Source organism: Psychrobacter sp. K31L (assembly GCF_017942195.1).
Classification (GTDB): Bacteria; Pseudomonadota; Gammaproteobacteria; order Pseudomonadales; family Moraxellaceae; genus Psychrobacter; species Psychrobacter glaciei.
Genome location: NZ_JAGKSC010000005.1, coordinates 178,609 through 202,328, shown reverse-complemented (window position 1 = coordinate 202,328; position 23,720 = coordinate 178,609). Strand labels below are relative to the sequence as shown.

The window sequence follows — 23,720 nt, the reverse complement described above, 5'->3', positions numbered from 1 at the left end:
AAAAACACTATGCCTGAATTGCCTGAAGTAGAAACAACCAAAACCAGCTTAACCCCTCTATTGGGGCAACAAGTGATTGACATAAAAGTATTCCAGCCAAAGCTGCGCTGGTCGATGCCTGACAATTTAGATGCCTTGAACGGTTATACCTTAGGCAGCATCGAGCGACGAGCGAAGTATTTGATATTAAATTTTTTACCGCCCTTATCTAAGCATAACGCTACTACTGAGCTTGCTACATTGGCACCGCGGCAGCTTCTCATTCATTTGGGTATGTCCGGTAGTTTACAGCAGCACAGTAAGGATACAGAGAAGCGAAAACATGACCATTTAGTGATGGTATTTGGTAGCACTGATAAAAAGCAAATACAATTACACTATCATGATCCTAGACGCTTTGGCTCGGTGCTGTGGCATGAGGATTATGGTGCTAAGCTGTTAGATCACTTGGGTGCTGAGCCTTTATCAGAGGAATTCACTGCTGATTACTTGTATCAGCTCATCCAACGCACGGATCTATCTGATAAAACCGCTATTGAAACTACGGCTGGTAAAAAAACAGCGAGTAAAGCAAAATCGAAAAAGCGGCCAATCATGCGAGCCATCAAATCCGTCATTATGGAGCAGCAAGTGGTCGTTGGCGTTGGCAATATATACGCGACCGAAAGCCTGTATCTATCAGGGATTCATCCTGCGACCCCTGCTCATCAATTATCGTATGATGATATTGTTATTTTGGTCGATCATATTAAAACCATTCTACAAAAAGCGATAGCGCTTGGTGGCTCGACCTTACGAGATTTCACGGTCGCTAGCGGGCAAACTGGATATTTTCAACAGACTCTAAATGTCTATGGTAGACAGGGTGAAGCTTGTCCGCACTGTCAAACGACGCTAGAAAATATCAAGCTAAATGGACGTGCTAGCGTTTACTGCCCCAACTGCCAGCCCCTAGCGTAGTAAGTGAAATGCTACGACATACTTGATAAGCATTAATGTTATCAAGCCTCACTGATACAGTAGAAAATATTTTTTAAGGTTAGTAAATTTTGTGATTACAGTAGCTGTATCACACGCATTTTTGTTGCTTATTGGCCTACGTCTTGCTTTAATAGTGAAAGAGCTTACATAAATAGTGCAAACCATTTATTTATCTGTAATAATTAATCTATTTATCGTTGCCGCATTGCTTGTATAGGGAAATTGTCTCTGTATGAAAATAGCAGCAGCCATCCATTATACTGCTTACGAGTTTTAGGATATCATTATGACTGTTAAAGCCCATACACAACGCACCGTCAAGCGCAAAATTTTTACCCTGATTACAAGCGTAAGCTTGATTGTGGCCAGTATGCAACCTGCTTTGGCAGCGATAGAAATTGATGAAGATGACTTTGGGCCTTCTTATGGCACTATGGTAGTAGATACTATCGTTGGCAAGCCACTGGGTTTAGTGACTGCCGTGGCTGGTACGGCAGCTTATATTGTCAGCCTCCCTTTTTCTCTAATCGGTGGTAACGCTGATCAAGCTCAGCAGAAGCTGTTTGTAGAGCCTTGGGATGCGATGGGACGGTGCTTAGGCTGTACGGTTGCCGAAGACAACTATTATAAATCGCAGGTCGTTGACAATAACGTTGTGCGTATCGTCGTTGATCAACCATCAGAGATTATTATTAATACCAATGACTATGTTGTCGTTAGACCCTAAACATAACTACCATTAAGTAGTTGTAAAAAATCCAATAAAAAAAGGCTAACATGACGTTAGCCTTTTTTTATTTTTTAATCCGACGGTCAGTAAAATGTGTTTACTTATTAATATTGCCAAGCTTAGCGCTAATTTCACGAAGCAATTGCACTTCTTCTGACGGCTCTTCTATTGCTTCTTCTATTGCTTCTTCTACCTCATCTGCACGGCGTAATCTGTTGACCATTTTTACCATCATAAAAATAATAAATGCCAAGATTAAAAAGTTAATCAGTACGGTAATGAAGCTACCGTAAGCCAATACAGGAATGCCAGCAGCTTTGAGGGCGTCATAGGTTCTTGCCACACCTTCTGGCGCATCGCCCAATATCAAAAACATATTCTTGAAATTAATTTCGCCGCCGACGATAAAAGCAACAATGGGCATTATCACGTCTTCTACTAAAGACGTTGTGATCGTAGCGAAAGCTCCCCCGATGATTACACCGACGGCCAGATCCATCACATTACCCTTTAAAGCAAATTCTTTAAACTCAGATACCATACTCATAATTTCTCTCCTCAAAAATCTTATCGACCATAAGATAAGCGTATAAATGATGAATCCAACTTAGGATTTCAATAATAACCGTAAAATTACTTTTCTTACTAAATGATATCCGACTATTGTCTTTTTATTCTATGTAAAATGCAACACAAAAAAAGCAGCATAGAATAGTTGGTATACCACTATTCTATGCTGCTCACTATATATCTTTAATGCGGAACCAAATAATGGATAACCACTATTTATTGTTCAATATTACGCACCTTTCTTACGACCATGACGCTTACGCTCACTTTCAGTCAAGTAACGCTTACGTAGACGAATCGCTTTAGGTGTTACTTCAACCAATTCGTCATCTTGGATGAACTCAAGTGCTTGCTCAAGCGTAAACTTAACTGCTGGAGTCAACGTCAATGCTTCATCAGTACCACTAGCGCGAACGTTAGTTAACTGTTTAGCAGTCGTTGGGTTAACAGCCATATCATCGTTACGTGAGTTAAGACCAACGATCATGCCTTCATATACTTCAAGCTGTGGCTCAGCGAATAATTTACCGCGCTTTTGCAAGTTAAACAATGCGAAGCCTAGGCAAACGCCTTTAGCCATAGAAACGAGTACACCGTTAGAGCGGCCACCAACATCACCAATTTTCTGTGGACCATAATGTGAGAAGCTTGACGTCATGATTCCTGAACCTGATGTTAAGGTTAAGAATTCAGAACGGAAACCGATCAAACCACGTGCTGGCATAGTTGCTTCAATACGCATACGACCTTTGCCATCAAGTTCCATGTTAGTCATCTCGCCTTTGCGTAGACCAACCTGCTCCATGATAGAACCTTGATGCTCATCTTCAATATCGAACACAACGTTTTCATACGGCTCTTGTAGTTTACCGTCAACTTCTTTAACGATAACTTCTGGGCCTGAAACACCCATTTCAAAACCTTCACGGCGCATGTTTTCGATAAGTACAGATAAGTGAAGCTCACCGCGACCTGATACTTTAAATTTATCAGGAGACTCAGTGTCTTCTACACGTAGTGCAACGTTATGAATCAATTCACGCTCAAGACGCTCACGAATATTACGTGAAGTCACAAACTTACCATCACGACCAGCGAACGGTGAGTTGTTTACTTGGAAGTTCATTGATACGGTTGGTTCATCAACCGTTAGTGCTGGTAATGCTTCAACGTTAGCTGGATCACAAATCGTATCTGAGATATTAAGTGCATCAATACCAGTGATACAAACGATATCACCAGCTTGTGCATCTTCAACATCAATACGATCAAGACCATGATAGCCCATGATTTTTAGAATACGGCCATTACGCGTGTTGCCATGCTTATCAATGACAGTTACTTGCGTATTAAGTTTAACTTTACCACGCTGAATACGACCAATACCGATAACACCAACGAAGCTATTGAAGTCAAGACTTGAGATTTGCATGCGGAACGGTGCATCTGCATCCACTTGTGGTGGCTGCACGACATCAACGATAGTTTTGAACAGTGGCGTCATATCATCAGCTAAATCATCAGCTTCTAAACCCGCAATACCATTCAATGCTGACGCATAAACAACTGGGAAATCAAGCTGTTCATCAGTTGCGCCTAGGTTATCGAACAAATCAAAAATTTGATCCATTACCCAATCAGGGCGCGAACCAGGACGGTCAATTTTGTTGATAACAACAATAGGCTTTAGACCTTGCTCGAACGCTTTTTGCGTTACGAAACGAGTCTGTGGCATTGGGCCATCAACAGCATCAACCACTAGAAGTACGCAGTCAACCATCGACATGACACGCTCAACTTCACCACCAAAATCGGCGTGACCTGGGGTATCAACGATGTTGATGCGATACTCTGTATCCGAAGATTTATCTGTCCAGCGGATAGCTGTGTTTTTAGCCAAAATGGTAATGCCACGTTCTTGCTCAATATCGCCTGAATCCATTGCACGTTCAGCAATGTTTGCACGATCGCCAAAAGTGCCAGATTGATGTAATAGTTTATCAACCAAAGTTGTCTTACCGTGATCAACGTGGGCAATAATTGCGATGTTACGCAGGTGTTTGATATCGTTCGCCATATAAAATGCTCTTTTCGTCTTAAAAAAAATGCAGTAGCAGTAAGCACCGCTGGATAAACTTTTACCATCAACCAGAGAGATATGACTACAGGACTTTTAAATGAGTACACAATAGGTGAGTTCATTTAATTAATAGCAGTAAAATCAAATACCTATGCTGGAAAATCCATCGTACAGATAGCTATGCTAATGTACACTTTGTCAATCTACAAAGTGTTTGGGTCGATAGTATAACATTATTGCACGATAAATTTATGTAATAACTTACTTTTCTCAGTACATAAATAAAAAAAAGCCACCCAATGGGTAGCTTTTTTTGTAACGATATAACTATCTAGCTATTATTTACTGAACAACCATATCTTTAGTTTGTTCAACAGTCATAGTTTTGTCACCAGTAATGATGGCATAAACACGACGGTTCATAGCGCGACCTTCTTCAGTGTCGTTTGGTGCGATTGGTTGGTCATAACCATAACCAACTGTTGATAGACGGTTTGGAGCAATACCAAATTCGTTAGTCAACATAGATTTCACAGCAACAGCACGGGCTTCAGACAGACGTTGGTTATAACGTGCTGAAGGACCAGTTTTAGAAGCATGACCTTCTACGCGTGCAGTTGAGTTAGGATACTCACGCATCTTCTCTGCTACTTTAGCGATTTCAGGCTTGTACTGGTTTTTGATAGCTGATTTATCGTTATCAAAGAATACACGAAGTTCCATTTTCAGTTCGTCAGTAATATCTACTGGTACTGGGCAACCACGCTCATCAACAACAACATTCATTGGAGTGCCTGGGCATGCATCGATGCTATCAGGTACGCCATCGCCGTCAGAATCAAGATCAGATTCAACAACAACGATTGGTGCAGTATCAACCATAGGCTCTTCCATTGGAGGAACAGCTACTGTAGGTGCTAAATGGCCACCAAGTACAACTTCTAGACCGGCTAGAGCCATGCCTTCCCACCAGTTGTTGTCGAAGTTATGAATCGCACGAGCTTCACCACGTAGGCTTAACGCGTCGTTGATGCGATACATAGCACCTAGACCTAGGTTACCGATAGTGTCTTTTGAGCTTGATACTTCAGTACCAGCGTCAACCGTGTCGCCATTAGAAGCAATGTAACGCTCTTGGTTTTCTACTTCGATTTTAGACTGACCGGCACCAACTAATACATAAGGCTTAAGTGCGCCATCAGTATAACCAGTAAATTCTTCAGTACCGATTAAGAAGTTACCAGAGATCATGGTTTGTTCAACGTCAAAACGGTTGATACCAGCATCTGCAGAATCTTCAGACGCTTCGCCATTCGTGTTTGACACACCATACTCTACTTGGAACTGAGTAGAAGGAGTTAATTCGATACCTAGTGCAGCACCAGTATATAGACCACTTTCTTTAGCGATGCCGCCGTTGCTGTTACCACGTGAGCCGTCACCGATTTGATTGCCATTGGCATCTTCATAAAGGTTTTTACCAGTACGTAGGATTTCACGCTGTTTGTCAGCTGTATCACTGAATTCGTCATCAACCATGTGATAACCAAGTAACAATGGGCTAATAGTAACGCCAGCGTTAGCTGCTAGAGGCGCAGCTGCTACGGCAACCAGAGCTAGAGCGATTTTATTCAATTTCATGGACTTCCTCCAAAGGATAATTTTAGTGATGCGTTAAGCAAAACTACTTCTCAAGATGCTCCAAAATAGACATCTTTTACGAATTTTAAATGACAAAGCAAAACTAATTTAGAAGTAGCTTAGCGATTATCGATTCAGTTTACAACTTTTTTCGTTAACGAGCTACACATTATTACACGATAATGTCGTAACTAAAACACAATAACCAGCTTAAGTTACTGAGTACAAACACACCTTACGTTTTTTACCTTTTGTGTATGAGCTCGCAATAGACTTTCAACCGAAGTGTCTCTGTTGGTTGAGGGTATTTTAATACAACTGGTACCTTTTCTCTATTGTTAAAATTACCTATTCACTAATTGAAACATTTTTTGACAGTAGACATATATTCTGTTTATATTATAATAACAAACATTAATCTAATTTTTATCTTTGGCTAAAATGATAAGTACATAGAACGATTAATATCTCAGCAACCTAAATATTATTAACGAAAATATTTAAGGACTTGAATGACAGCTATCAGGCATACGCATTCTGACATAGGGTCAAATACATTATTTGTTACAAGTAATAATCCTATGGCTATAGTATATAAAATATCGTCAAATTACCAACAACTATCTGCATATATTTTACTTAAATTTATTTTAGGTAAGAATAAACTTGCTCACCCATCCATTGTGATACCAAGGGCTAAGATTTATTTTATAAATGATAAACAAATCACATTGAATAAGAATTTTATGCTCGATAGACGTATGTCTAAAAGCTCAAGCCAAAATGGCTTTACATTAATAGAGCTCATGGTGACCGTAGCAGTATTAGCAATTATCATGATGATTGCCGCACCCGCTATCTTGACACAATTGGCACGCATGGAAGCTCAGCGTATCAGGTACGGAATAACAGACACGCTAAAATTAGCGAAAGCGGAAAGTGTCATTCGTCGCCAAAACTTATTAGTGTGTTTGTCAGACGGCAATGGTTTATGTCATAAGAACAGCAATAAAACCTTGTTGCTCTTTGTAGATAACAACGATAACCAGCATTTTGATAAAGGAGCAGACGAGTTGTTAGAAACACAAAACCTGAATCCCAAATATGGCACCTTGCATCTACGTGCAGGAAAACGTCGTTACGTCAGGTTCTATGGTGATAGCGGTAAACCACGCGGGCATTTTGGTCATTTTAAGTATTGTGCAAACTCAACATACAGCCAGGCGATGTATCAAATATCATTCAGTCAAGGCGCTAATATTACTTTTAAGCCTAATGACAGCCATCCGACTGGGTGTGGTGACTGACATGCTTTGAGGTTAAAGCTTTTAAATTTTTTCATGCTTTAGCTATAACTGATAGCGCTGTTGCTGCTGCCAAAGCAAGCGACTTTGTAGCGGCTGATAATCTAGGAGGTGGTCAATCAGTTGTCGATGCAAACGCGACCAAGCATTAAGTGTGACATCGCTTATTCCTTGCTCCACCATCATCACTATCTCACTGCCCTCAAAAACCGCTCGCCCCATATCAGCACTTTCTAAAAACTCACCTTGCACAATCGGCACCAAACCGGCATCCGGTAAGAATTGATAAATACTATGAGGCTCGATACTATCTTGAACGTTATCCTGCATTAGCGTCAAGGCAAAACCCAACTCATTAAATAGATACTGCTCAAACTGCCGCAAACACAAGCGCAGCTCATTAGCCGTCAATGGCTGTTTTAGCCTATCTAAACTGTCTTGGTAATGTTGCCATAGTTTTGGCATTGGATCTTCAGTGGGCAATAAGCGCCATAGTATTTCGTTTAGATATAAGGCAGCGTATTGGTGTTGACCAGTGATATTCTCGTAGGCAACGGCTTTTAACGTTTTCGCGGCATCGTCTTCTGGAAGCACGTCTGTCTGTACGACGTACTGAGGTGCAATATTAATCTGACTGAATGTCTTTAAATCCCGCTTACCCGTGGCAAACAGTTGTAAAGGCATAAATAAAGGCGCGCCTTTTTTACCAATCCCATGTATGACACCATGCTGCTGAGAAAATAAATAGTATAAGGCACGTTTTTCTTGGTAAGGGCGCTGGTGTAATAAATAACCAATCAATGGTTCATTACGCATCTATCATTACCTCAGCGCTGATTATAAAAGACTAATTTTAATCGCTATTAATAGCCTAAACTGGTCAATGCACGTTCGTCATCAGACCAACCACGTTTCACTTTCACCCACAGTGTCAGCATAATTTTTTTATCAAACAACTGCTCCATATCTTTACGAGCATCCATACCAACTTGCTTAATACGCTGACCTTTATCACCAATCACAATGGCTTTTTGACCACTACGCTCGACGTAGATAGTTGCATCAATAAAGGTACAAGCCTTACGTGGACGCCCTGTTTTTGGATCAGTGTGCGCAGGCTCATCTTTGAACCCATCAATCTGTACCGTTAAGTCATAAGGTACTTCGTCACCAGCGCTACGCATGATTTTTTCGCGGATAATTTCACTGGCTAAGAAACGCTCTGAGCGATCAGTGATTTGCTCGGTATCATAAATGGGGGCAGCAATAGGTAGATGTGAGGCGATTACTTCTTGCAGGCGATCTAAGTTTTGGTTTTTCAAAGCGGAGACCGGGACGATGTCGGCAAAATCAAAGCTGTCATTAAAGGTTTCCATCAGCGGTAAAACACTGCCTTTGTCCTTTAAGGTATCCGCTTTATTAATCACTAAAACTACAGTTAGATTAGTATCGCCAAGCTTTTGTAAAACTAACAAATCATCATCACGCCATTGATCTGAATCAACAACGAATAATACCAAATCAACATCTACTAATGCAGATACTGCGGCTTTATTCATACGCTCATTAATAGCACGTACTTCATTGCGATGAATACCCGGTGTGTCAACGAATACTGCCTGCATCTCATGATTTGACAAAATACCGTGGATGCGGTGACGAGTCGTTTGCGGTTTACGTGACGTAATGGATAATTTTTGACCCAATAAATGGTTCATCAAGGTCGACTTACCCACGTTTGGACGTCCAACGATTGCCACATAGCCAGCTTTAAAATCATCAGCCATACTCGCACTATTATTTGGCGAGAAAAACTCTTCGATGGCTAGATCATTTTCTACATCGTTGCTTTCTACATCGTTGCTTTCTGCCTCATTATTTTCTGAGTGCTCGGAATTTAATTCAGCACTTTTTAATTCAGCATTTTCTAATATTGGTTTTACATCTGTTTTTTGGGTCATAGCGTTGGTGTTATCTTCATTGTTTGATGGAAAGTCAGTATGATTGCTCATAGGTTTATCCTGTGGGGTTTATCATCAGCTCAACAGTTCTACTGCTATCTAAAATAAAGTAGTATCAAATAAGATAGCAGCACCATGCTTGGCTTGAGAATATTTGCGGTTTTAAAATAAGTATTATTTAAAAATAACTCTTACTTAAAAAAATTGTAAAGTCATTTTTTGGTTAAAATATGGTTTTGCTGTCTAGGGTCTGTTGAACATTCAAATGTGGTACTGGCAGTGGCTATTTTTTAGACAATACGCAGTGAAATTTTTGACGCCTAGTCGTTCTAGGTTAGACAATTTCGCCATGTATTGGCAAAAAATAGCCCTGCCCTGAAAGGCTGATACTAAAATCGCCCCAAACGTTGTTGTAAACCTAGCTAAGGTCTCGACATTATCGTCGGTTTACGCCTAGTTTGGGACGATTTTAGCAATCAGCAGTCCTAATATTTTAATGTTCAACAGACCCTAGATTACGAGCGAGTTTTAGGCAGGCTTGGGAGCTTATGCAGCTGATTAATCATCAGCTCTGCTGCTTTTTGTTCAGCAATACGGCGACTTTCACCCGATTCAGTAATATCAGGGCAGTTACTAATGTTTACCTGACAGCGCACCACAAAAATTTGATGCGGTGCATTGCCACGGGTTTCCATAAGCTCGTAATGTGGCAAATCAAACTGCTTAGATTGTAGCCATTCTTGCAAGCGGCTCTTAGCGTCTTTTAGAGCTTTCTGGTCATTGACATTATCAATCAGGTCTCCATACCATGAGAGCACGCAATCACGAGTAATAGTCATATCCTGACTGTCTAAATAGATAGCACCAATCAGCGACTCTACGGCATCCGCTAATATAGAAGCACGATTACGACCACCACCTTTACGCTCCCCTATCCCTAATATTAAATGATTGGAAAGCTCTAAATTTTGAGCAATGATGACCAGCGATTCTTGGCGTACCAAAGTGGCACGCATACGCGTCAAACGCCCTTCGTTTTGACTGGGATAACGATGATATAAAGCCTCACCCACAATCATACCCAATAGTGCATCGCCCAAAAACTCTAAACGCTCGTAGTTTTTTTTGCTATCAAACGAGCGATGAGTCAGTGCCAGCTTGGGAAGTGTTAGATTATTAAACACATAACCCAGCTTGCGCGTTAATATGGCCAAGCGTTGGATGAATTCTGAGCTAACAATAAGCGTGTCGACAGACGTATTATTTGTTTGGGGAGTAGGAACCGCCTGAGAGTGCTGCGAAGTTGGTTTCATGCGTGGCTTGTGGTTATCCCTTTTGTTTTACTGAGGTAATTGGTTAATAATGACTGGTTAATAACGATTAATTAATAAAAAATATGGTCGTAAATGATGTTTGACGAATAAATAAGAAATGAGCTATATACTCATTCAGGCTACTCTGCCATGGTTGCGTCAATATCACCTTCGAAGCGATTGACAATATCGACATTACCGAAAAGGTTATTGGTTTGTTCGTATTTCTTATAGATAGCTAGCTGACCCGTCTTTTTATTAGTGAAAGTAAACACGTCTTCTGCATTGGTATCATAATCAGCATTGATAGATAACTGCCGATTCACACGCTCGACGAATTGCTTGGCCGTCTCACCTTTGTCATTGGCTTCTTTAAGCTCCATTCCTAAGAGCTTAGTCAGCTGATAATCACCGATCTGTGCTGGTACAATAGCAATCATCAACTTGACAGCAATACCGAGAACAATGATAAATAATACAATGCTAGTCACGCTAGCGCCGCGCTGGGTAGACAAACCAGATAACTGCTGCACCATAACACCTCTTAACGGGTAAATTACTATATTTTTATTAGATACCTCAATAACACTAAGTATCCATTTATTAAACTATTAGACAGTCACAGTGATTGGATATTTAACATTATCGAATCATCATAATAGTAGCACGAAACTATTGTCCATAAATAAACACGCTGTTGTTCCATGACTCTAATCAATAGAGCCATTACGCGAAAAGGTGGGTACGTTGAGACCGGGTGGCTTATGCATCCAAATATAAACGGCCTTGCCTGCTAGGTTTTCATCAGGGACAAAGCCCCAAAAGCGACCGTCAGCACTGCGATCACGGTTATCACCCATCACAAAGTAATTACCTTCAGGAACCGTAATACGCCACTCGTTCCCTTCTGAGCTAACCACTTCTGGTGACTGCTGCTGCAAAAACGGCCCGTACTGCGAACTATTCATACCATTCAAGTAGCGAACGAGATGCTCATGCTCACCCTGTGTTTCTTGAAAATACTGCGCCTCACCTTCTTCTTGTTGACCCATTGCTGCAGCGTTTTCTTCCGTAAGTACTTGCCCTGGTGCAATTTGTCCTGGGGGATACAGCTGTGCAGTGAGCTCAGCATTAGCATCAAAATCGATTGATTTGGTTGCTACCGGTACGTCATTGATAGCAAGCGTGCCTTGATCATAGCTGACCGTATCACCCGGTAAGCCAATGACGCGCTTGATATAATAAATACTTGGGTTTTCTGGGTAGCGAAATACCGCCACATCACCATGTTCAGGCGCGCCTGTATCCAATACTTTATTATAAGTCAGTGGTAAGCGTACGCCGTAGGCATACTTGTTGACCGCAATAAAGTCGCCCGTATATAACGTCGGCACCATAGAAGATGATGGGATATTAAAAGGCTCAATCAAAAATGAGCGTACTATTAATACCACTGCCAATACAGGGAAAAAATCATAGGCCCAGCGTACCAATAAACTCTCTTGACCGCGACCACGTGTTTTGCGCTGTTTAAACGCTAGCTTATCTAATAGCCAAATAATACCCAAGCCAATAGTTAATGGCACTAAAATCAAATTAAAATCGAAATCCATACTAAATTGCCTATTAACGAGCTGCTTATCTGACTATTTTAATTTATAAGACTAGCGATGATTATACGTATATCAATATCTTAATCGACTTGCAATACTGCTAAAAAGGCCTCTTGGGGAATTTCCACATTACCCACTTGCTTCATGCGTTTTTTACCTGCTTTTTGTTTGGACAGCAGTTTCTTTTTACGAGAAACATCACCACCATAACACTTGGCCAATACATCTTTACGCATGGCTTTGACAGTGCTACGTCCAATGATTTGACTGCCAATAGCAGCCTGAATCGCCACATCAAACATTTGGCGTGGTATCAATTCTTTCATTTTAGTAACAAGCGCATTACCACGGTAACGAGACTGGGTTTCGTGCACAATCATGGCTAGGGCGTCGACTTTGTCACCGTTAATCAACACATCTACTTTGACCAGTTTGTCGACTTGGTAACGTTCAAAATTATAATCAAGCGAGGCAAATCCACGTGACACAGACTTTAGGCGATCAAAGAAATCCATCACCACCTCGCCCATCGGAATATCAAATATTAGCTGAACTTGACGTCCCATAAAGCGCATATCAACTTGGACGCCGCGACGCTCAATACATAGCGTCATAACGTTACCCAAATAATCTTGCGGTACTAAAATCTGACAGCGGGCGATCGGCTCACGAAACTCTTCAATGTTATTGGGTTCAGGCAGTCTTGATGGGTTATCGACATAAATAATACTGCCATCTTTTTTTACAATCTCATAAATAACCGACGGTGCCGTGGTGATGAGATCCAAGTCATACTCACGCTCTAGGCGCTCTTGGATAATCTCCATGTGCAGCATACCCAAAAAGCCGCAACGGAAACCGAAACCAAGCGCATCTGAGGTATCTGGCTCAAAAAACAACGAGGCATCGTTAATTTGCAATTTTTGCAACGCTTCACGAAATTTTTCAAAGTCAGTAGATTCAACAGGGAACATACCAGCATAGACTTGCGGCGTTACTTGCTTAAAACCCGGAATACGATCGACATCAGGCGTTTTGGCATGGGTAATCGTATCACCAACGGGCGCACCAGCAATATCTTTAATACCAGCAATAATAAAGCCAACTTCACCAGCTTCCAAAACACCCGTATCTAGAGGTTTCGGTGTGAAAACACCGATAGAGCCGACCAAGTGTGCTTCTTTGGTGGACTTGATATAGAGCTTGTCACCTTTACGTATGGTTCCTTGACGCACACGTACTAAAGAGACCACACCCAAATAATTGTCAAACCATGAGTCAATAATCAACGCTTGTAGCGGGGCTTCACGGTCGCCGGTGGGTGCGGGAATAAAAGCAACCAAAGCCTCTAGTAATTTATCCACACCAAGACCAGATTTCGCTGATACACGTGGGGCATCGACAGCATCGATACCAATGATGTCCTCAATCTCTTGAATAACACGCTCAGGCTCAACTTGTGGTAGGTCAATTTTGTTTAAAACCGCCATCACTTCTAAGCCTTGATCGACTGCGGTATAGCAGTTAGCGACCGATTGTGCTTCCACGCCTTGCGCCGCATCTACGACCAATAGCGCCCCTTCACAGGCAGCCAATGAACGCGAGACTTCGTAAGAAAAATCAACGTGGCCTGGCGTATCAATAAAGTTGAGCTGATAGCGCTCGCCATTTGGGTGGTCATAAAACAAAGTCACTGACTGCGCTTTGATGGTGATACCGCGCTCACGCTCAATATCCATTGAGTCGAGTACTTGCGCCTGCATTTCACGGTCTTGCAAGGCACCGCACATTTGAATGAAACGATCGGCAAGGGTCGATTTGCCATGATCAATGTGGGCAATGATAGAAAAGTTACGAATATTGGCTAATGCAGTCACAAAGCGCCTACTAAATTAAGGGTGATAGAATAATGATCGGTTCGCAAAAAGGGCAATAACATCCATTGCTGCGACGTACCGATATATGCAGGTATTCTAGCAGTTTTCCACTGTAAAGTAAGGCGATTTTATTAGTAGGAATTAGAATGGCTGCTGACACTAACGACTGAATAGCGTTAACGGTTAAATAAGCGCTTAATTTAGCATTTTATAACGCAACGTTAAACGCTGTAATGAATCAAAGAACATTGATAGCCAACTCCTGCTTGATGAGCTATTTAGCCGTATCAGAGATTGCGCTGGTGTCTCTATTTGTTTGCTTTAGATATTTGTACATCCATGGCGATCGACCATAAAAAGCCCCATTGATTTGTGTCTGCTCGATCAGATACTCACGGAATCTTAAATAGAACTCATTGTCTGGGTCTTTAGGATGCTGCCAAAAATCATCAAGCGGCTTTGGGTCGGTCAGTTTTGGGGTGTCGTAAATTGCTCGACCCATCACCTTAGTAGGTTTTTTGTGGTATACCGACTGCAACCCTGTTGTACTGTTAATCGTCACCATGCCGATACTATGCTTCATCAAGGTTGGTAGATGCATATCGCAGCCATAAAAGACGCGGTGGCTGACCTGATAGCGCGTGGCTAAACTGGAGACCAATTCACGATAGTCTCGATGACCACGATCTAAGGGATGGTGTTTAAATACCAATAGCTGTGTTTGATTCGCATGACCTGCAAAGCTTGCAATGGCTTCGTCAATGAACTGTACTATGTCATGATAATCACTATGATGGGTAATCTGCGAGTCATTATGGACTTGTAAGCTGATCAAGAAATAATTATCACTTTCTTGTTTGGTCAGCCTCTTTTGTAGTTGTTTATCAGGTAAATACCCTCGCAATTTACGCCATGGCGCTTTGAGCCACGCGATTGCCTCTTGCCATGCCGTCATGCCACGGTAATGTGAATAATGCGGATAGCGGCTTTTGTATAGCCAAGCAATAATATAATAAACAATAGCAGCAATACTTAGCCGATAAAAGCGATTGTGCGTATAGATTGGATGGTCATTAGCCTTTTTGAGCGCTTTAATATCTTCAGTATTTAGGCGTGAATAGCCATTAATACCATACTCTTGCAAGGTAATATAATCGGGTCGTAAATAGCCTTCTTCAAACACAAAAAATGAGGTGCCTAATTTTTCACTGATACAGGACGCTTGCGTATGATGTGGGCGACAGTCACCAAAACATACAATCGCATCAATATTATGCTCAGCAATAAAAACCTGCAACCAAGATGAAAAGTGCGCCAAAGTACCCGTGTATTCATGCGTATTGGGATGGCTATAAAAAAAAGCATCGCCTGCATTAAAGTTTACTTTACTCACTTGAATATTTTGAGTTTGCAAAAATGTAGAAAAACGGTCAAAAAATCCGCCCATCTTTCCCTGTAACAGCAAAACGTGTCGATGAGTAAGCAAATGAGACATCGAAGCTGCCATAGTATTGAATTACCATTAATTGAAGGATAAAAGATCAAAGCAAGCGTGGTCGTTAGACCGTGTGAATAGACATTAATTATCAATGATTATACCGAAAAAGCCCATACTTGTCGCAGTGGTTTTACATCACGCGTTCAAAGGAAACTAACGAAGCACGCTACGTAGACGCTGCTGCCATTGATGACGCTGCTGCATAAAACGGGTGGCAGCTTGGCGCTTCAACTGACTGGGTACGGCTGAAAGTTTTTTGGAAATAAAGATTGTTTTGACCGAATTATTATTTATTTCATTTTGAGTTGCGGCAAAAGCGTTATTTTTTGGCGGGTACAAGTAATCAATGACTTGCTCGACTTGCGCCAGCCCATAACCATTGGGAAGTCGATATAAAGGATAGTCTATCAACGTGCAATGCAGCAGTTGTTCAAGTGTCAATGCTGTTTCTCGTTTGCGCCTGCTTAGATACTCAGCTTTTAATGGTAGCTGTGCATCAATATCGGTCGTTAGGCCCCAGCCTGCATAAAATGGTAAACCGTAGCAAGTCACTTTTAGACCACGCAACAAGGCTTCAAATCCCGTCAATGAACTCATGGTATGAACTTCATCGACACCCTCTAAACAGTCCGGCATCGCTGTATCATAAGCGACCGCTTGAACTTGTTTTAGATGCGTCTCTCCTACCTTACCTACGCGCAATCCCGCCTCAACATCTGGATGAGGTTTATAAATCAGATAAGCATCTGGATTGTCTCGCTGTACACGCTCAATCAAGCCGCTATTGGTCTTTATTTCTGAACCACAATATTGCACCGATAAATCATCTTCGACTTGTCCAACGATAAGAATGCGGCGTTTTCCAGATACCTTTGCATTATGTACCCAAGAAGTATGCTGGCTATTAGCACTGCCGATATCGGTCCCGACATTGTATTTACTCACCCGCTGATTAAGCAACTTATCTTGAAGTTGTTTTACACGCCTACTTTGCTGTGGGTTCATCGCCTGACAATGACGTAATAACGTTTCCAAATCTGACGGCTGCGTCGCGTCATAGTAGATACCTTGCTTGTCTATAACCACTGACAATGGCGCCAGCAAGGTCGCACCCAAACCGTTTGAGCGAATAAACCCATCTTCCATGCAGTAAATAGGCGGCATCTGTGAATGCTGCTGCTTGGAAATCTTAGTCTGTAGTTTTTTTTGTACCTGTTGACGCTTGGCTAAACCCCATACCAATAGCGGCTGCTGATAATTGACCCGTAAGTGATCAGGGTGCAGTAAATTCTTGAGGCGTGGTTTGGGTTTTATAAACAGAGTGGTACGGGGCAGATGAACGAAAGCCTTCACAAACGGCAGCTTCCAGCGGCTAAATTCATATACCGTTAAATTGCCTTCAATGCATCCCTGCCAATATCGATTAGTCACTAGCCATTCAATAGCTGTGTCAATCTCGCAGGCTTGCTTGGTGGCTGGATCTACATAACGACTGTAATCGATATAGGCGCTATAAAATAACGTTTCTAGCGTCGCAGATGTTTTTTTAGCAAATAATGTAGGAAACAATGCAGGAGTTGAATTTCCCTTAGCCTCTCGTAGTTTGGTGGCAAGTTTTTGACGACGTTTCTCGACCGCTTTAAGCAGATTTTTGGGTGCACCGCTGTCATCGGTCAGTCCCCAGCCACTATACCAATTAACACCAAAGCAATGCACTGTCTTACCAAGCATCAATGCTTCAAAGCCCATATGCGAGCTAACGGTATAAACATCGCTAACTTGCGTTAACAATTCGATAGGGTTAAGCGCCTGAGTTAATAGTCGGACGTTTTTTGGTAACTTTAAATTGGTCAGGTATCCTGATTTTGAGGCAGGATGAGCTTTGATCCAAATATGAGCATTTGAATGACTACGGCATGCAGATTTTAACATCTTCTTAAACTGACGTTTGTTCGCACCAGCACCTTTAATAGACGCGTCGCCAACCACTTGGTCAATCAATAAAACATGCGATGTTAAAGCGCTTTCTTTTGGATTTGTATTTGCTTCATTAGCCAACTTGTCCAATGATGGACAATCGATAACTGAGTTGTACTTGCTAAGCTTTTCGTCGCATATACGTACCATCAATTGTCGAGCGCGTTCTTCATCTATACTTTTATTATTGGTCGTAATAGCATTTTTAGTACGCTCAATAATCAGTTGCTCAAGGCGTGAGTGCTGCGTTAAATCAAAGTAAATACCAATATCATCAGTGACGACGCTCAGCCCATAGCGGCTACTGAGCCCTGAATCTAACGACCGTAAAAAACCATCCTCGATACTTAATGTAGGAATATCTTGGCGTTTGGCAGCATGCTTTGCTCGTTGATAGCTTTTCTTATGACCCCAACCGATAAAGGCATCAGGGGTTTCAATGCCTATATTAAGACGTTGTTGCAAGCTTGACCAAGGATACCAACGCTGAATATCTGCTCGTAGGACGCTCGATAATAAAAGGTTATTACTGCGCATACCTTTACCGACTACCGCCAGACGTTTTGGTACTTTGGGTTTTAATGCCTCAGGTTTCAATACCTCAGGCTTCAATAATGGCGAAAATAGTGCGTCATCAAAGGTAGACATTCCTTGCATCTCATCCTTATGCTTTACACTTTTTGCCATTCTCGATACCTTTATTAGTCATTATTAGTCATTGATGTCTCAATCTACATAACCAGTATGAACCGTTATAGATCTAATACAACCTTAGCCGCAATTGCCAATTGATAAATAATTTGCGATAAGCCACGAGCAATTTCCACACGCTTGGTTTTGACTTTCGGGAGCACCATAATCTCATCACCCTGCTGAATACGGTAGGCAGTGTTGACCACTTCACTGGCGCCATTTTGATGAATAATCAAAATTTCTTTAACGTCGGCATTATCAGAGAAACCACCAGAATTGGCAACATAATCACCAACGGTATAATCAGGATTAAAAGTAAGTGCGCCTTGTGCTCGTACTTGACCATTAACTGTAATGACTGATGTCTGCGCTGGTATCTCAATAATATCGCCTTGTTGCAGAATAATATCCTGCCATGAGTTTGGCACAACAACAATCTGACCATCAGTCTGTACATTACGCGCCTTGGCGACGAACTGCTTAACCAGTGCAGCATCATCTTGGCGTAGTGCCGCTTCTTCACGAGTCGTTGACTGAGTGGCTAGTGTTAACTCTTCCAAACGATCAAGCGATTCATTAATCATGCGTTTTTGTTGTTCAGCAACAGATTGACGATATATGGTGAGATGCGTCAGTTTCGCCAGTGGACTCGGCTGCAATTGCGGGACGATATCTTTTAGGCGAGCACCGTATGGTACAACCATTGCGCCATTACCCGTATGCGCACCTTTCACCTGTACAGCAATTGTGCCTGCATAGCGATCTGAGGTCACTACCATTTGATCGCCATTATAGACAGGGACATTCTGCGCTTCTGCAAGGGAATAATACTCTGCCGTTTGCGCTCGTCCTGCACTGCGAGTAATACTAACGTTGGTAGCATTCGCTGCTGGACTGGCCACTTGCAATACGTCACCAATGGTCAAATCATTCACATCAAATTCAAAGGTGTATTCATTCTGAACTTGTCCACCCACTACAAACGTTTTTTTCTGCGGCGCAACCGTAATCACATCACCGTCACGAAACGCAAATGATTGCAGTTTACCCGCCAGTAAAAAATCATATAGATTGACTTGCTGTAGCATCTGACCATTGCGCTTGATTTGGATATCAATATAACTACCACGTGTTGGGTCGACACCACCTGCACGATCTAAATAAGACAATACCGAATCTGCGGCAAGTCCACCGTAGTAACCAGGTTGTTTGACAAAGCCAGTCACGAAAACTTTGACTGGTTGTGCTTGCTCTAAAGATGCATAAACACCAACGTTCGAGCGGTAAATGCGACTGACCGCGCTTTTGACCACGTTTTGTAGACTGCCATTTTGCACACCAGAAATACGGACTGGACCCACATTTGGCAAAAAGATATTGCCTTGCGGATCAACAGTTGTCGTTGCCGCATATTGATACGCACCCCACATCCGCACCTGTACATTATCACCAGGGTTGATCACATAGCTATCGTTAAAGGTAGAGCCAGAAGTCGTCGAGAACGCACCACGAAATAACTGTTCGCCAAACATCAAATCTTGGGTATTGATATCTTGATAAGGTCGTGTGGTGTTAATAACCGACTGACTCGGTAAACTTGCTGCATCGACTGCTTCTTGAGTCGTTGCTTGAGCTGGCACACCGCCAGCAAAAGCTTGCGTTGAGACATTGATATTGCTGCGGTTTTGGTCTTGACTCATGCTATTGCTACTAGTGCCAAAGCTAGATCCTGATATTTGATCCGCATAACTGGTCGCTGCTAGTGCTGAGATGCTGGTCGCAGCCATCGTCAAGCTCATTACCTTAATCATCGTCACGATAGGACGTGGTTTCATGTTCATGCGTTGTATTCCTTTGCAGATCTGTCGATCATTACTGGTATCTGGTTTTTCAAAACTGCCTTGATCAAATCTAGCTACGATGGTCACGAACCACTGCCATCACTAAACGTACGAAGCCATAAAGCATCAAAAGCAATGCAAGCGATGTCCAAATGATATAAATGTGACGTGGATATGATGACTCTTCAGCTTCATAAGGGGTGGAAATCACAATCAAGTTTTTCATCTTTTTAAAGGCTTCTAAACGTGCCTTTTCAAGCGATGATAGTGACAACTTATATAGTTCAGTGGCAAACTCAACGTCGGCTTTAATCGTCTCAAACTGTACCGCTTGACGGTTCAATTTGGTGGTGTTTGGTGACGTCAATTTGGTTTGCTCTTGATTGATTTGTTCTTCAACCGCTTTTATCTGACTTCTTAACGACACCACTTGCGGGGCATCTGGATTGAGATAGCTGAGCAGTTGTCGCTCTTCTGTGCGCAATGAGCTAAGCTGCGCTTGTAAGCTACCAATCAGCTGATTAACAATTTGCGCATTGGCTTGCGGATCATAAATTTCATTTTCGTTTTGATAGTTAAGCAGCTGCTCTTTGGCATCATTCAAGCGATCTTGTGACTCATCGAGTTGCGTCTCTGCAAATACTAGCTGATCACGAGCAACCTCTTGTGAGATACGGTTTACAAACTGCTCAGACTCACTCAAAATCGCTTTATTAAGCTCAAAAGCATAATCAGAATCAAAGGCCTCTGTCGATACTGAAAGCACATAGCTTTGTTCGTCAAGATTGATATGGACACGGCTTTTGAAATATTCGAGTAAATCTTCTTGCGAGGCATCAGGGTCAATTTCATTGAGAGGATCCGAGCCATCGACATGATAAGCTTCTCGGAACTTGAACTTGTTATCGAGGCGCTTCACCATGTCATTAGACAAGATATATTCAGTCAGATAGGTGGCATCTTCTTTACTGGTGCTATTCACCCCCAATAAGGCCGATAAACCGCCACCAGAGGGCACACTAGACTCGCTTACTTGTTTCACAACCACGTCAGCGGTCGAGATGAAGCGCGGATGTGCAAGTGTTATGACATAAAATATCACTAGCACCCAAGGAATGATCACTAAGCCGATAAATAACGAGATGTTAACTATCTTACTTTTTTGCTTTGTGGATATGCTTTTCATAAACCTCAATCGCTTCTGTTGTATCGTCAAAGACGTGTGCTGTCTGATCCATTAAAACAATGCCAATATCGCAATTACGTTTAATATCACCAATATTGTGTGACACTATTAAAAACCCTGCTTGTGCGCGTCGCGCTGCCAAAATCTCTTCACTACGCTTACGAAAAGCTGCATCACCAACAGCACCTGCCTCATCGAGCATATAATAATCAAAATCAAACGCTAAGCTTAAGCCGAACGTCAAGCGTGCTTTCATTCCTGATGAGTAGCTCTTAACTGGCATATCAAAATAATTACCAATATCTGCGAACTCTTCAACAAAACGAATCTTTTCGTCAATATAAGGACCGCTAGAATAAAGACGACAAACGAAACGGACATTTTGACGACCGGTCAAGCTGCCTTGGAAACCGCCTGCTACGCCAACTGGCCATGAAATAGTCGAGTCGGTGAGAATTTCTCCGTGATCAGGCTGATCTAGTCCGCAGATAATACGTAATAGCGTTGATTTTCCCGCACCATTGCGACCAAGCAAACCGACACTTTGTTTATCACCGATAGTCAGATTCAAGTTTTTGAACAAATAGTGCCGACCTTTCTTGGTCATAAATGACTTAGAAACACCTCTAATCTCAATCATTTACTTACCTTTTTATATAACCTATATAACCTATATAACGACATCTAACGACATCTAACGACATCTAACGACATCTAACGACATCTAACGAGAACGAATCATGTCACGCTCAGCATACTTGTAAAGCAATAACCCTATAAAATTCACCACAAACATCCATTTTAAAAAATACCAAATATCAATATGAGATGAAGGATAACTAGGTGAGAAAGCATGTCTCATTAGTTCTATATTGTGAATAAAAGGGTTATAGAGTAAATAGCTAAAATAAGGTTCAGGAATGACATGAACGGGATACAGAATGCCTGAAGTGAAGTAAATTATAGTAAAGATAACTGAGATCATTTTGCTGACTTCTCCACCGTAAAAACCAATAACCATTGTGATAAGCGCAACTCCAAAGCTAAATACAAACATACTAAGCCAACAGAAAATAATAATATGCAAGTTTAACAAGCTTGGATAAATATCAAAAAATATTAGGCTGAAGATTAGTATAATGGAAGTAGAAAAGTATATTACCAACTCAAGGAATGAGCGAGCAATGATGACATCAATATGCTTTATCGAACGGTACATTAATAAACCTTGATTTGCACTCGCGGCACCAAGGGATCTTATCGAAATTCGCTGAAACATTCGAAACGGTACCATTCCTACGACTAGAAACAAAGAAAAATCCATTCCTGTCACTAGACGTTCACGGAAAGCGCCAAATAGCACTAAAAGTATAACGACTTGAGTCATTACTTCTATTGGTGCCCACAGGTAACCCAAACGGTAGCCACCAAAGCGTGTTTGCAGCTCACGCATCAATAATGCATGAAATGCTGCACCCATGACTTTGAGGCCACTACGATGCTTGATCGGACGATAAGGAGGTAATTGTACAGACATGGCGTTACAGGACTTTACTGAAAACAGCCCCTATGATAAGTAAGCGCGACATAAGTTACAACAATTAATCTGTGTCTAAACAGATAAACCTATGATTTAGCAAGAAAACAGTAGGTAAATATAATTGCGCATTCTATTTATATTCCTGTAAAATATTGTTTTCACTGATTTATTTTAGGCAAAAAAAAACCAATCACAAAGGATTGGCTTTTTTAATGTTACTAGTCTTGCTATAAATGGTGGCGATGAAGAGACTTGAACTCTTGACCTCACGATTATGAGTCATGCGCTCTAACCAGCTGAGCTACATCGCCATTTTAGGCTCGGTATTATGCCCAAGTTGACTAACCTCGTCAACCCCCAAAAGGCATTTTTTCGAAAAAACATGGCATTTTCTGCAAATAAAGACTCACCAACACACAGTAAGCATTTTATAAATACAATTTCAGCCATTAAAAAGGTTTGGTAAACCGATAAGCCGGGTTCTGTCGTGGACAATCATTCCTCTAGGCGTACAATCGCTCGTACGCTCAAGCAACCTACCCGCATCGAACGCGGGCCGCGCCATGCCGATGCCTATTTGGTCTTGCTACGCGTGGAGTTTACCATGCCGTGAACTGTTGCCAGCCACGCGGTGCGCTCTTACCGCACCCTTTCACCCTTACCGATGACATGAATATCTTGCGATACCCATATAAGCCAAAGGCGGTCTACTCTCTGCTGCACTGGTCGTCAAGTTACCCTGCCCAGCCGTTAGCTGGCACGCTGCCCTATGTAGCCCGGACTTTCCTCCCCTGCTCATCTGTTGCCAGTGTGCAGCGGCGATTGCCTAGTCTACCAAGCGCGCTAGTATAGCAAATCTAATCGCCGTCTAGGAATATCTTTTACGCTTATTTTCATTCACAAGAATACTATTCA

General features: G+C 41.9%; 18 protein-coding genes, 1 tRNA gene and 1 other RNA gene. 3 read left to right on the top strand and 17 right to left on the bottom strand.

Annotated elements, in window-relative coordinates; translation table 11 throughout:
- The first annotated feature begins 9 nt into the window (after positions 1-9).
- Positions 10-960 (top strand): bifunctional DNA-formamidopyrimidine glycosylase/DNA-(apurinic or apyrimidinic site) lyase, encoded by a 951-nt coding sequence (gene mutM / locus J5X94_RS10000; RefSeq protein ID WP_210541194.1) that lies wholly within the window; start codon positions 10-12, stop codon positions 958-960.
- 307 nt (positions 961-1,267) lie between these two features.
- On the top strand, positions 1,268-1,708 hold the full coding sequence (locus tag J5X94_RS09995; protein ID WP_210541150.1) for a hypothetical protein: 441 nt from the start codon (positions 1,268-1,270) through the stop codon (positions 1,706-1,708).
- A gap of 100 nt (positions 1,709-1,808) precedes the next feature.
- Here J5X94_RS09995 and mscL read toward each other — a convergent pair whose 3' ends face one another.
- The 3 genes from mscL to J5X94_RS09980 all read right to left on the bottom strand — a co-directional run bounded on the left by mscL (position 1,809) and on the right by J5X94_RS09980 (position 6,002).
- Positions 1,809-2,258 carry a large conductance mechanosensitive channel protein MscL gene (gene mscL / locus J5X94_RS09990; RefSeq protein WP_010201776.1) on the bottom strand — a complete coding sequence of 150 codons (450 nt, stop codon included), beginning with the start codon at positions 2,256-2,258 and terminating at the stop codon, positions 1,809-1,811.
- 252 nt (positions 2,259-2,510) lie between these two features.
- Positions 2,511-4,358 carry a translational GTPase TypA gene (gene typA, locus J5X94_RS09985; protein ID WP_010201777.1) on the bottom strand — a complete coding sequence of 616 codons (1,848 nt, stop codon included), beginning with the start codon at positions 4,356-4,358 and terminating at the stop codon, positions 2,511-2,513.
- 345 nt (positions 4,359-4,703) lie between these two features.
- A complete protein-coding gene (locus tag J5X94_RS09980) occupies positions 4,704-6,002 on the bottom strand; it encodes an OmpA family protein (RefSeq protein WP_194620831.1) in 1,299 nt (432 codons plus the stop codon).
- A gap of 512 nt (positions 6,003-6,514) precedes the next feature.
- Between J5X94_RS09980 and J5X94_RS09975 the strand changes: the two genes are divergently transcribed.
- Positions 6,515-7,309 carry a GspH/FimT family pseudopilin gene (locus J5X94_RS09975; protein ID WP_228293224.1) on the top strand — a complete coding sequence of 265 codons (795 nt, stop codon included), beginning with the start codon at positions 6,515-6,517 and terminating at the stop codon, positions 7,307-7,309.
- 42 nt (positions 7,310-7,351) lie between these two features.
- Here J5X94_RS09975 and recO read toward each other — a convergent pair whose 3' ends face one another.
- The 14 genes from recO to rnpB form a co-directional block, all read right to left on the bottom strand.
- A complete protein-coding gene (recO, locus tag J5X94_RS09970) occupies positions 7,352-8,122 on the bottom strand; it encodes a DNA repair protein RecO (RefSeq protein ID WP_210541149.1) in 771 nt (256 codons plus the stop codon).
- Positions 8,123-8,169: 47 nt separating this feature from the next.
- On the bottom strand, positions 8,170-9,318 hold the full coding sequence (era, locus tag J5X94_RS09965; RefSeq protein ID WP_210541148.1) for a GTPase Era: 1,149 nt from the start codon (positions 9,316-9,318) through the stop codon (positions 8,170-8,172).
- Between the two features lie 464 nt (positions 9,319-9,782).
- Positions 9,783-10,580 (bottom strand): ribonuclease III, encoded by a 798-nt coding sequence (gene rnc / locus J5X94_RS09960; protein WP_010201782.1) that lies wholly within the window; start codon positions 10,578-10,580, stop codon positions 9,783-9,785.
- Positions 10,581-10,720: 140 nt separating this feature from the next.
- On the bottom strand, positions 10,721-11,116 hold the full coding sequence (locus J5X94_RS09955; RefSeq protein ID WP_010201783.1) for a DUF4845 domain-containing protein: 396 nt from the start codon (positions 11,114-11,116) through the stop codon (positions 10,721-10,723).
- A gap of 174 nt (positions 11,117-11,290) precedes the next feature.
- Positions 11,291-12,193, bottom strand: coding sequence for a signal peptidase I (lepB, locus tag J5X94_RS09950; protein WP_189582723.1), 903 nt, complete (start codon positions 12,191-12,193; stop codon positions 11,291-11,293).
- A gap of 80 nt (positions 12,194-12,273) precedes the next feature.
- The gene (gene lepA / locus J5X94_RS09945) at positions 12,274-14,070 is read right to left on the bottom strand and encodes a translation elongation factor 4 (RefSeq protein ID WP_010201785.1); all 1,797 of its coding nucleotides are present in this window, start codon (positions 14,068-14,070) and stop codon (positions 12,274-12,276) included.
- Between the two features lie 274 nt (positions 14,071-14,344).
- Positions 14,345-15,577 (bottom strand): capsule biosynthesis protein, encoded by a 1,233-nt coding sequence (locus tag J5X94_RS09940; RefSeq protein WP_210541147.1) that lies wholly within the window; start codon positions 15,575-15,577, stop codon positions 14,345-14,347.
- Between the two features lie 144 nt (positions 15,578-15,721).
- Positions 15,722-18,232 carry a capsular polysaccharide biosynthesis protein gene (locus J5X94_RS09935; protein WP_228293223.1) on the bottom strand — a complete coding sequence of 837 codons (2,511 nt, stop codon included), beginning with the start codon at positions 18,230-18,232 and terminating at the stop codon, positions 15,722-15,724.
- Positions 18,233-18,297: 65 nt separating this feature from the next.
- Entirely contained in the window at positions 18,298-20,079 is a 1,782-nt protein-coding gene (locus J5X94_RS09930) for a polysaccharide biosynthesis/export family protein (protein ID WP_010201788.1), read from the bottom strand.
- A 70-nt stretch (positions 20,080-20,149) separates the two neighbouring features.
- A complete protein-coding gene (locus tag J5X94_RS09925) occupies positions 20,150-21,265 on the bottom strand; it encodes a capsule biosynthesis protein (protein WP_210541146.1) in 1,116 nt (371 codons plus the stop codon).
- Entirely contained in the window at positions 21,234-21,905 is a 672-nt protein-coding gene (locus J5X94_RS09920) for an ABC transporter ATP-binding protein (RefSeq protein ID WP_210541145.1), read from the bottom strand. Before J5X94_RS09920 ends, J5X94_RS09925 begins: the two co-directional genes overlap by 32 nt.
- A gap of 84 nt (positions 21,906-21,989) precedes the next feature.
- Entirely contained in the window at positions 21,990-22,802 is an 813-nt protein-coding gene (locus tag J5X94_RS09915; protein ID WP_210541144.1) for an ABC transporter permease, read from the bottom strand.
- Positions 22,803-23,039: 237 nt separating this feature from the next.
- Positions 23,040-23,116 (bottom strand) — tRNA-Met (locus J5X94_RS09910).
- A 144-nt stretch (positions 23,117-23,260) separates the two neighbouring features.
- Positions 23,261-23,643, bottom strand: an RNA gene (gene rnpB, locus J5X94_RS09905) — RNase P RNA component class A.
- Between the last annotated feature and the right edge of the window lie 77 nt (positions 23,644-23,720).

Excerpts from the sequence above, each read along its gene's own strand:
- mutM (WP_210541194.1), top strand. The coding sequence starts at position 10 with ATGCCTGAATTGCCTGAAGTAGAAACAACCAAAACCAGCTTAACCCCT.
- J5X94_RS09995 (WP_210541150.1), top strand. The coding sequence starts at position 1,268 with ATGACTGTTAAAGCCCATACACAACGCACCGTCAAGCGCAAAATTTTT.
- mscL (WP_010201776.1), bottom strand. The coding sequence starts at position 2,258 with ATGAGTATGGTATCTGAGTTTAAAGAATTTGCTTTAAAGGGTAATGTG.
- typA (WP_010201777.1), bottom strand. The coding sequence starts at position 4,358 with ATGGCGAACGATATCAAACACCTGCGTAACATCGCAATTATTGCCCAC.
- J5X94_RS09980 (WP_194620831.1), bottom strand. The coding sequence starts at position 6,002 with ATGAAATTGAATAAAATCGCTCTAGCTCTGGTTGCCGTAGCAGCTGCG.
- J5X94_RS09975 (WP_228293224.1), top strand. The coding sequence starts at position 6,515 with ATGACAGCTATCAGGCATACGCATTCTGACATAGGGTCAAATACATTA.
- recO (WP_210541149.1), bottom strand. The coding sequence starts at position 8,122 with ATGCGTAATGAACCATTGATTGGTTATTTATTACACCAGCGCCCTTAC.
- era (WP_210541148.1), bottom strand. The coding sequence starts at position 9,318 with ATGAGCAATCATACTGACTTTCCATCAAACAATGAAGATAACACCAAC.
- rnc (WP_010201782.1), bottom strand. The coding sequence starts at position 10,580 with ATGAAACCAACTTCGCAGCACTCTCAGGCGGTTCCTACTCCCCAAACA.
- J5X94_RS09955 (WP_010201783.1), bottom strand. The coding sequence starts at position 11,116 with ATGGTGCAGCAGTTATCTGGTTTGTCTACCCAGCGCGGCGCTAGCGTG.
- lepB (WP_189582723.1), bottom strand. The coding sequence starts at position 12,193 with ATGGATTTCGATTTTAATTTGATTTTAGTGCCATTAACTATTGGCTTG.
- J5X94_RS09940 (WP_210541147.1), bottom strand. The coding sequence starts at position 15,577 with ATGGCAGCTTCGATGTCTCATTTGCTTACTCATCGACACGTTTTGCTG.
- J5X94_RS09935 (WP_228293223.1), bottom strand. The coding sequence starts at position 18,232 with ATGGCAAAAAGTGTAAAGCATAAGGATGAGATGCAAGGAATGTCTACC.
- J5X94_RS09930 (WP_010201788.1), bottom strand. The coding sequence starts at position 20,079 with ATGAACATGAAACCACGTCCTATCGTGACGATGATTAAGGTAATGAGC.
- J5X94_RS09925 (WP_210541146.1), bottom strand. The coding sequence starts at position 21,265 with ATGAAAAGCATATCCACAAAGCAAAAAAGTAAGATAGTTAACATCTCG.
- J5X94_RS09920 (WP_210541145.1), bottom strand. The coding sequence starts at position 21,905 with ATGATTGAGATTAGAGGTGTTTCTAAGTCATTTATGACCAAGAAAGGT.
- J5X94_RS09915 (WP_210541144.1), bottom strand. The coding sequence starts at position 22,802 with ATGTCTGTACAATTACCTCCTTATCGTCCGATCAAGCATCGTAGTGGC.